Source organism: Microbacterium sp. Kw_RZR3 (assembly GCF_029222405.1).
GTDB lineage: Bacteria > Actinomycetota > Actinomycetes > Actinomycetales > Microbacteriaceae > Microbacterium.
On sequence record NZ_JARHXC010000003.1, the window covers coordinates 1 to 7,062 of the forward strand.

Below are 7,062 nucleotides of genomic sequence, written 5' to 3' on the forward strand. Positions count from 1 at the left end.
AACGGAGACGACGAGACCCTCAAGCGGTCTCGAAGCCCTCTCGCTGCGTGTTCTCGTCGGCGACACGGACGCCCCAGCGGTACGCGAGCTTGCCGCCGAGCCAGCCGGAGACGCCGAGACCGAGAGAAGCCACGGCGCTCAGAGCGAAGGCGACGACCGGCACGCGGCCGAGGTCGAGGAGACGCACGAGCAGACCGAGCGAGAACAGCACCATCGCCGTGACGTTGAGCACCAGGTGCGCGAGCGCGGTCCGGCGAGCGGGGGTCCCGGACGGGATGCGCGACATGTCCAGCAGCCCGAGCACCGAGGCGAACGCGGCCCCGCCGAGACCGATTCCGATGAGCCAGCGCGAGCCCGTCGCGAAAGCCCGAGGGTCGTCGGCGGCGAGCCCGAGCAGATCGAACACCAGGCTCGACGACCACGCCCCGATCGGGATCGTCACCGCGACCGGATGGAACGGATGGCCGTACGGCCCCGCGACGATCGCCCGGGGAACCTTGGCCGCGCGCATCGCGGGGAAGCTCGCTCCGCTCCGCGGTGCCGAGACCGTCGAGGGCCCCGGCACCGCGGCATCCGCCCCGCTCATTCCTTGTGCAGCGCGTCCTGCGCGCGACCGGCGAGCTTCTCGACCGTGTTCGGCAGCTCGGTCGTGCCGTAGAACCGGGCGTCGGGGTGCGTGGGCGGGGGCATCGGCACGCCCGCGGGCGGCTCCGGCAGGTAGGTGAACTCGCCCTTGCCGTCGGGGGTCGGGCCCGAGGCCCAGGTACCGTCTCCGGCCTGCTTCCCGTCGCTGAAATTGATGTACTGGTACGACACGTCGCGATCCTCCTTGTCGAGGGGGAAGTTGCTCGGCACCGGGAGCTTCTCGAGCCCCTCGGCCTGCAGTTCGGCGGCGGCCGCTGCCCACTGGTTCTGGTGCATGGTGTCGCGTGCGAGCAGGAACGCGAGCAGGTCCTTCACGCCGTGGTCGTCGGTCTGGTGGTAGAGCCGCGCGACCTGCACGCGCCCCTGCATCTCGGCGTTCGCGTTCGCCGTGAAGTCGGCGAGGAGGTTGCCGCTCGCGGTGATGAAGCTGCCCTGCCACGGGTTGCCCATCGAGTCGACCGGGCGCGCGCCGGCCCCCGCGACGATCCCGTGCTGGATGTCGGTGCCGCCGATGACCGCGGCGACGGTCGGGTCGTTCTGCACGGCCTCCTCGGTGATGCCGAGCGGGGCCTTCTCGAGCAGCTGGGCGATCATGATCGCGAGCATCTCGACGTGGCCCATCTCTTCGGCGCCGATCCCGAACACGAGATCCCGGTACTTGCCGGGCATGTGCATGTTCCAGGCCTGGAACTGGTACTGCATCGCGACCGAGATCTCGCCGTACTGCCCGCCCAGCACCTCCTGGAGCTTGCGGGCGTAGACCGCGTCGGGCTTCTCGGGGGTCGCGGAATGCTGGAGCTCTTGCCGGTGGAAGTACATCGTCTCTCCTCACCGCGCCGTGGGGGGATGCTCGGTCGGTCGACCGGGGTGGCGCGTTGGGGGCTACGAAACGGGTCGCTCGACGGGTTCGGCACGGGGGTTGTCGTCGGCCACGGAGTGCGTGACAATCGCGCACCCGGGGTCTTGGCACTCTCATCCCGAGAGTGCTAATCTGGTCGCAGTTGAGCGAACACGACTCAACTTCAACGGACAGATCGAAAAGGAGTATCGACATGGCCACCTACGACCCCTTCCGCGACCTCGACCGCCTCGCGTCGACCCTTCTCGACGCTCGCCGCGGCGGCGGACCGCGACGGATGCCGATGGACCTCTACCGCGATGGCGACCACTACGTCCTCGCCGCCGACCTCCCGGGCGTCGACCCGGGCTCGGTCGACATCGACGTCGACGGTCAGCTGCTGACGATCCGCGCCGAACGGACGCTCTCCTCGGGCGAGGGCGTGAAGTGGATCACCCGCGAGCGCGAGACGGCCTCGTTCGTGCGGCAGCTCAACCTCGGCCAGGGCATCGACACCGACAACATCAGCGCGTCGTACCGCAACGGCGTGCTGAGCGTGACGATCCCGGTCAGCGAGAAGGCGAAGCCGCGCCGCATCGCCGTCTCGACCGACGACCACGACGGCGTCATCGAAGCGCACGAGAGCACCCCGCAGCTCATCGAGCAGTGAGTCGCACCACGAGGGGGCCGGCCTTCCGGGGCCGGCCCCCTCGCCGTCTGCGCGTGGTGCATGGGCGCAACCGTGAAGGTAGGCGACGGGCGCGCCCCGCCGTGCGCGCGGGGCGAACGCCGCGTGCGCGGAGGGCACGGCCGGTCGTGCCCGCGCTCGGTGTCAAGGCCCTCGGCGCAGCGCGCTGACCGCCGCAGAGTGCCGAGGTGTCTGTCACCATCCCCTCCCCCCTGAGCCCCCCGGACGATCGCGCCGTCGCGCCCGCCCTGCCCTTCCGTCCGCGCGGCCCGGTCAGCGCCGCCGTGCTCGACCACCTCGTCCACGGTGCCGTCACGGCCCACACGGCTCTCGCCGACGCCGCCGTCGCGGCATCCGTCGACATCGAACGCGACGAGGATCTGCAGCTGGCCCTGTTCGCGCTGTACGCGTCGTCGTACGGATCCATCCCCGCCTTCCGCGACGACCTGGAGTGGAACCCGAGCCTCATCGCCACGCGCCGCGTGATCGAGACGGCTTTCGATCTCTCGCTGCGGCGAAGCGTCGAGGTTCCCGCGCTTCCGGCGGCGACAGCGGATGCCGTGGCCCGCGCGCTCTTCACGATGACCGGCGCCGACACCGGCCCGAGCCTGTCGCGCCACCTCGCTCGGAAGGCGACCCTCGACCAGGCGCGCGAGTTCCTCGTCCAGCGCACGATCTACACGCTCCGGGAAGCGGACCCGCACTCGTGGGCGATCCCGCGGTTGACCGGGCGCCCGAAGGCGGCGCTCGTCGAGATCCAGTCCGACGAGTACGGCGGCGGCCGCCCGGACCGCGTGCACGCGACCCTCTTCGCCCGCGCGGTCCGCGCCGCAGGCCTGGATGCCGAGTACGGAGCGTACATCGACGAGGTGCCAGCCGTGACCCTCGCATCGCACAACGCCATGTCGATGTTCGGCCTCAATCGGCGCCTGCTGGGCGCGATCGTCGGGCATCTCGCCGCGTTCGAGATGACCTCGTCCATCCCCAACCGTCTCTACGCCGAGGGGCTACGTCGGCTCGGGTTCGACGACGACGTCTGCGAGTACTTCGACGAGCACGTCGAAGCGGATGCGGTGCACGAACAGATCGCCGGACACGACCTGGCCGGCGCCCTCGCCGAAGACCGCCCCGACCTGCTCGCCGACATCCTGTTCGGCGCGGCGGTGTGCCTCGAGGTCGATGCGCGGGTGGGCCGGCACATGCTCGACGCCTGGTCGCGGGGCGAATCGTCGTTGCGTGAAGAGGATGCACGATGAGCGACGACCCCGTCACCATCACCGCCTACCCCGACGGTCCGCTCCTCGTCCGCGGGGACGCCGAGATCCGCACGAGCGAGGGCGAGCCCGTCGCCCGAACCCGGCGCACGGTGGCGCTCTGCCGCTGCGGCCTGTCGACGATCGAGCCCTACTGCGACGGCACCCACAAGGCATCCGGGTTCCGCACCGACGACTGAGCCGTGCGCGTCGACGCCGAGTACGTGCTGCCGCTGCGGTGGCACGACGACCGCGACCTCGACGAGCTGACCGCCTATCTGCGCGACCTGTCGCGGTGGATCGACGTGACCGTGGTCGACGGTTCCGCGCCGGCGTTCTTCCGCGCGCACGCCCGCGCGTGGGGTGGGCACGTGCGCCACGTGCCGCCCGCCGTCGAGGGCGGGGCGAACGGCAAGGTGCGCGGCGTGCTGAGTGGTCTTGCCCTCGCGCGCCACGAGATCGTCGTCCTCGCCGATGACGACGTGCGCCACACGCCCGACAGCCTCACGGCCCTCGTGACGGAGCTTCAGGATGCCGACCTGGTCAAGCCGCAGAACGTCTTCGTCCCGTGCCCCTGGCACGCCCGTTGGGACACGGCGCGGTCGCTGGTAAACCGCGCCCTCGGAGCCGACTACCCCGGGACGTACGGGCTCCGCCGGCCCGCCCTGCCCCGCGGATACGACCCCGACGCCCTGTTCGAGAACTGCGAGATGGAACGAACGATCCGCGCAGCCGGAGGGCGCGTGCGCGCGCGGCGCGACCTGTTCGTGCCCCGACGACCTCCGTCCGCGCGCCGGTTCTGGTCACAGCGCGTCCGTCAGGCGTACGACAGCCACGCCCAACCCGCGCGGCTCATCGCCGAACTGGCGATCATCCCCGTCGTGTGGCGACTGCGTCGGCGGCGCGGCATCCTGGCCTTCCTCGCCCTCGCGGTGATCGGGCTCGGGGAACTCGGTCGCCGTCGCGCGGGCGGTGGGGCCGTCTACCCACGGTCCGCGTCGCTGTGGGTGCCGGTCTGGGCCATCGAGCGCGGCCTCTGCAGCTGGGCGGCCGTCGGACTCCGGCTCCGCGGCGGCGTGCCGTACGCCGGCGCACGTCTGCGGCTGGCGGCGACACCGTTGCGGACGCTGCGCCTCCGGATGACGGACGACGCGGTCCGCTCTCGCGGCGGACGAAACTCCTGAGAATCGTGGCCCAGGGGCGGAGATCCGCGACCTGCTGCCCGTTGGACCACAGAAACTCAGGAGCTTCGCCCCGCGCCGCCCCGCCGCAGGTCCGGGACGACGCGAAGTGATCAGAGGTCTTCGGGAGCGAGGTCGCCCTGGCCTTCCTCACCGAGCTCGACGATGCCGGAGTCCTCCCCCTGCGAGTCGGTCCCGGTCGACTCCGGGTGGATGTCCTCGAGCGGGATGTCGCTGTCGTCCGCGGGGATCTCGGCCGGGTCGGCACCGGTCGCCGTCGCGGGGTTGATGTCCTCGGGGTCGACACCGGCATCGACGGCCGTCGTGGCATCCCACTCGGCCTGCGCGGGGTCGAGCGCGGGGTCGGGCTCGATGGAGGTGTCGCCGTCGCGCAGGGGCTGGGCACCCGAGAGACCGCCGTCGGAGTCGGTGACGGGGACGTCGGGGGTGGACGGGTCGATCGAGGCGTCGCTCATGAGAGGTCCTTTCGTTTGAACCCCTTCATCCCATCGCGGGCGACGCGCACCGCCCCGCCCCTTGACAGCGCCACGGGCAGGACGAGGACTACGGGGAAAACTACCTAGGCCGGCCCACCCGACGACGCGAAAGTGCGGGAACTCGTACGCAAAGCGGCCGTCCTTCGGCGCGCGCCGGGCCGCGTGGAGCTCGCGAGCGGCTTCGATGACACGGACACAGCAGCGGGATGGCCCGCGGAGAGGGATACGTGGGCAAGTTCATCTACGAGGGCGGCGTTCGCAACGACTTCGAGGATCGCCTCCTGGCGCACCTCCAGGTCGTGATCGGAAACAAGCTGCGCCGGGGCGAGCCGTTCTACTTCGTGTGGAAGGACGACATCAGCACGGGCGGCGGACGTACCGCTGTGTGGCTTCACCCCCGAGCGAACCTCGTGTTCAAGTTCAACGGCGGACGTCCGCCGGCGGTGAACCGCGCGTGGCTCGAAGCGCTGATGTCGACGGCGAACTCCCCCACCGGTCTGTACGTCGTGCCGGAACCCGCGGACGACAGCCTCCCCGCCGCCACCTTCGCGTAAGCGCGTCACCCACCACGGCTGTCAAGGCGCTGGCGCGGGTCCACGACATGACGTTGCGTGAGGGCATGACGAATCCCCGCATAGTCGTGGTCGGCGGCGGCAACGCCGGACTGTCGGTCGCCGGGCGCCTGCACCGCGCCGGTCTGGCCGACATCACGGTCATCGAACCGCGGACGCTCCACGTCTTCGCTCCCCTGCAGTCGCACATCGCCGGCGGGGCCGCCCGGGCCTCGGAGGCCGCGCGGCCCCAGGCCGACGTCATCCCTCCGGGGGTGCGGTGGCTGCGCGACGAGGTCTTCACGGTGGATGCCGACACCCGGCGAGTCCACCTCGTCTCGGGCGGGCGAGTCGATTACGACCAGCTCGTGGTCTGCGCCGGGATGCGCATGGCGTGGGAACAGGTCCCCGGCCTGCCCGAGGCGATGGCCGCCGACTCCGGCATCTCGAACTACGACTACGCGCTGGCCGCGAAGGCCTCCGCGGTCCTGCGCGATCTCCGGTCGGGGACCGTGGTGTTCACGCAACCGCCCGAGCCGGCCTCGTGCGGCGCGGCCGCGCAGAAGCCCATGTACCTTGCGTGCGACTGGTGGCGCGCGATCGGCGTCCGCGACGACATCCGCGTCGTCTTCGTGTGTCCCGACCCCGTGCCCTTCGGCATCCCGGCGATCGATCGCGAGCTGCGGCGCAAACTCGACGAGTACGGCATCGAGGTGCGCTACAGCCGTGACCTTCGATCCGTGGATGCCGAGACCCGCACGCTCACGATCGGCCGCGGCGACGCGGAGGAGACGCTGGAGTACGACGTGCTGCACGCCGTGCCTCCTCAGCGGGCGCCCGAGTGGATCGCGGGCAGTGGACTCGCGGCATCCGATGATCCGCACGGGTTCGTCGACGTCGATCCCGAGACGCTGCAGCACTCGCGGCATCCCGAGATCTGGGCCGTCGGCGACGCGGCGGCGGTCGCCACCCGGCGCTCGGGAGGAGCGATCCGCCAGCAGGCCAAGGCGCTCGTGAAGAACCTGCGCGCCGTTCTGGAGGGACGCGCGCCCACCCAGAAGTACAACGGGTACAGCGTGGTGCCGTTCACGGTGTCGCGCGGCACGGTCGTGTTCGCGGAGTTCGACCGGTGGGGCCGGCTGCAGCCGACGATCCCGTTCTGGCGCTCGCTGTACCGGGAGCGTTACCTGTCCTGGATCGCCGACCGCCGGGTGCTGCCCTGGGTGTACTGGCACCTGATCCTGCGGGGGCGTGCCTGACGCGGGGCTCCCGGCGGTTCCGCCCCGGCGCGTCGGGGCGTTCGCACGCGCGACCGCGCAGCGCCGACCCAACGTCCGCGCGACCCGCCCGCTCGCGACACCCGGCGGGCCGACCCGGCACCCGGCGCCGACCCGGCATCCGGGGCGCCC

At 71.4% G+C, this 7,062-nt stretch carries 9 protein-coding genes; 6 read left to right on the plus strand and 3 right to left on the minus strand.

What is annotated here, in order from left to right:
- Window positions 1–19 precede the first annotated feature (19 nt).
- Entirely contained in the window at window positions 20–565 is a 546-nt protein-coding gene (locus P2P98_RS00090; RefSeq protein ID WP_275795994.1) for a DUF2231 domain-containing protein, read from the minus strand.
- Between the two features lie 17 nt (window positions 566–582).
- Window positions 583–1,464 (minus strand): manganese catalase family protein, encoded by an 882-nt coding sequence (locus P2P98_RS00095; protein WP_275795995.1) that lies wholly within the window; start codon window positions 1,462–1,464, stop codon window positions 583–585.
- 233 nt (window positions 1,465–1,697) lie between these two features.
- Between P2P98_RS00095 and P2P98_RS00100 the strand changes: the two genes are divergently transcribed.
- The 4 genes from P2P98_RS00100 to P2P98_RS00115 all read left to right on the plus strand — a co-directional run bounded on the left by P2P98_RS00100 (window position 1,698) and on the right by P2P98_RS00115 (window position 4,608).
- Window positions 1,698–2,153: an Hsp20/alpha crystallin family protein gene (locus P2P98_RS00100; protein ID WP_058615312.1), complete on the plus strand. Its 456-nt coding sequence runs from the start codon at window positions 1,698–1,700 to the stop codon at window positions 2,151–2,153.
- 302 nt (window positions 2,154–2,455) lie between these two features.
- Window positions 2,456–3,427 (plus strand): iron-containing redox enzyme family protein, encoded by a 972-nt coding sequence (locus P2P98_RS00105; protein ID WP_275796006.1) that lies wholly within the window; start codon window positions 2,456–2,458, stop codon window positions 3,425–3,427.
- A complete protein-coding gene (locus tag P2P98_RS00110; protein WP_275795998.1) occupies window positions 3,424–3,624 on the plus strand; it encodes a CDGSH iron-sulfur domain-containing protein in 201 nt (66 codons plus the stop codon). The genes P2P98_RS00105 and P2P98_RS00110 overlap by 4 nt, the downstream gene beginning before the upstream one ends.
- A 3-nt stretch (window positions 3,625–3,627) precedes the next feature.
- On the plus strand, window positions 3,628–4,608 hold the full coding sequence (locus P2P98_RS00115; protein WP_275796000.1) for a glycosyltransferase family 2 protein: 981 nt from the start codon (window positions 3,628–3,630) through the stop codon (window positions 4,606–4,608).
- A 110-nt stretch (window positions 4,609–4,718) separates the two neighbouring features.
- Here P2P98_RS00115 and P2P98_RS00120 read toward each other — a convergent pair whose 3' ends face one another.
- Complete coding sequence (locus tag P2P98_RS00120) at window positions 4,719–5,081, minus strand: sugar ABC transporter ATPase (RefSeq protein ID WP_275796002.1); 363 nt, start codon at window positions 5,079–5,081, stop codon at window positions 4,719–4,721.
- Between the two features lie 248 nt (window positions 5,082–5,329).
- Between P2P98_RS00120 and P2P98_RS00125 the strand changes: the two genes are divergently transcribed.
- Together P2P98_RS00125 and P2P98_RS00130 are read left to right on the plus strand one after the other, a co-directional pair.
- Window positions 5,330–5,656 (plus strand): ATP-dependent DNA ligase, encoded by a 327-nt coding sequence (locus P2P98_RS00125; protein ID WP_275796008.1) that lies wholly within the window; start codon window positions 5,330–5,332, stop codon window positions 5,654–5,656.
- A gap of 65 nt (window positions 5,657–5,721) precedes the next feature.
- Window positions 5,722–6,912, plus strand: a complete 1,191-nt coding sequence (locus P2P98_RS00130) for an FAD-dependent oxidoreductase (RefSeq protein WP_275796004.1) — start codon at window positions 5,722–5,724, stop codon at window positions 6,910–6,912.
- Window positions 6,913–7,062: the final 150 nt, after the last annotated feature.

What these genes read in the sequence shown, in the direction of transcription:
- P2P98_RS00095 (WP_275795995.1), bottom strand. Translation starts at nt 1,464, where the DNA reads ATGTACTTCCACCGGCAAGAGCTCCAGCATTCCGCGACCCCCGAGAAG.
- P2P98_RS00100 (WP_058615312.1), top strand. Translation starts at nt 1,698, where the DNA reads ATGGCCACCTACGACCCCTTCCGCGACCTCGACCGCCTCGCGTCGACC.
- P2P98_RS00110 (WP_275795998.1), top strand. Translation starts at nt 3,424, where the DNA reads ATGAGCGACGACCCCGTCACCATCACCGCCTACCCCGACGGTCCGCTC.
- P2P98_RS00120 (WP_275796002.1), bottom strand. Translation starts at nt 5,081, where the DNA reads ATGAGCGACGCCTCGATCGACCCGTCCACCCCCGACGTCCCCGTCACC.
- P2P98_RS00130 (WP_275796004.1), top strand. Translation starts at nt 5,722, where the DNA reads ATGACGAATCCCCGCATAGTCGTGGTCGGCGGCGGCAACGCCGGACTG.